Genomic DNA, 1,566 nt, shown 5'->3' with positions numbered 1-1,566 from the left:
CATCGACCGCGAGACGGGACTCATCCTGAATCAAAACGGGGATGTGACGAGGGCCTTCCGTGTCACGATGCCGGGGCTCTTTACGCTGGATCATGGCAGCCTGAACGACCTGTCACATGAGCTTGGCACAGCGCTCAAGACCTTGCCACAGAATGCTGTGGTCAACTTTATCAGCCTCTATTATCGAGCACCTTATTCTTCGGACTTTTCACAGGTCAACTCTTTTACTTCCTACCATGACCTTAAGCACTGGCATCTCAAGGAGATTCTGCATGCAGAGATCTATCTCCTGGTGAGCCTGAGCGAACGCCGGGCGCGGCCCTGGAAGGGGGGCTTGCAGAGCCCGCTCTTTTCAACGAAAGACTTTCTTTTAAGTGACAAACCCTTTCAGTCCCTCAAACATCTTGAGCGGTACCAACAAGTCTTCAGATCCTTTGAGGGGCAGTTCGCCTCTATCTCGAGGATGGTGACGGGTGTGGCGACGGCTGATGAAGTACTTAACCTCCTGTATAAGTTCTGGACGTTTGACTTTCATGGGCAGGGAGACCCAGAGCATTATGTAGTGCCTGACATTGAGGTAGGGCGACGGGACTTCCTGGTGGGGGACAAGACGTTCAAGGTGATCTCCATGATCAAGGAGGGCAATGACTTGTCCAGCGGGATCTCAAACCCCGGGCTATCGGGTCCCGACCCTGCAACCTTCGGGACCATGCACAAGACCCGCTTGCCGGTCTCCTATACCTACCCCATAGGCATGGGGCTGCCCTTTGACCATATCACCAGCCTCTCCATTGAGCTGATCGACAACGAGGTGGCTGCCTCGGTGCTGGATGCGCAGAGTGTTCCGTTGAAGCTGATACGTTTCCTTTCTCCGTTTGCCAAGGTCAAGCTGGATGCTTTTGCAGCGTATAAAGCGTTGCTGTATGAGGAAGACCTGCAGGCTGTCAACGTGGGTGTCAACGTCATTCTTGCTGACAGCCAGGTCCAGCGGCTGGAAGATCAGGTACGCTATGTGAAGAGCGCCTTTTCGCGGATGTATGGGGCGGTGCCCCTGGTGGAGACGCTGGAGGCATTTCCGGCTTTTATGTACAGCCTGCCAGGGAACCGCAAGGACTGGGAGCGCAACCACCTCAGTGTGCTGGAGCTTGCTGTGAGCTATATCCCCAGGGAGATGCCTCACCAGGAGGACCGTGAGGGGTATTACTTTCTGGACCGCACGGGCAGGCCTGTCCTGGTCAACTTCTGGCACTCACCGCTGGTGACCAATGTGAACCAGGTGATCGTGGGGCCCTCGGGGTCGGGAAAGTCGTTTATGATGAATGGGTTGATCCACAAGATGCATGCGCAGGGGTACCAGGTGGTGATCATCGATGTGGGGCATTCGTACCGGGAGACCTGCCGGCAGGTGAACGGGGATGCGGGCGGTCAGGTGCGCGGATACTTTGATTCGGAAGAGAAGGAATCGCTGGGGATTAACGTATTCGATTTTAGCTATTCGGGTCCACCGGAAGGCCGCAAGGCGGCTTTGTCAGACCGGAAGCAGCTGATCTACCTGATCCTGAAGCT

At 55.5% G+C, this 1,566-nt stretch carries 1 protein-coding gene; it reads left to right on the top strand.

Annotated features, from left to right (window positions below; genetic code table 11):
* Positions 1-1,566: hypothetical protein (locus V6D20_13425; protein ID HEY9816781.1), on the top strand; the 1,566-nt coding region annotated here is incomplete at both ends.

The organism is Candidatus Obscuribacterales bacterium (genome assembly GCA_036703605.1).
Lineage (GTDB): Bacteria > Cyanobacteriota > Cyanobacteriia > RECH01 > RECH01 > RECH01.
The sequence above is the reverse complement of the archived record's forward strand: the minus strand, read 5'-3'. Positions and strand labels throughout refer to the sequence as shown.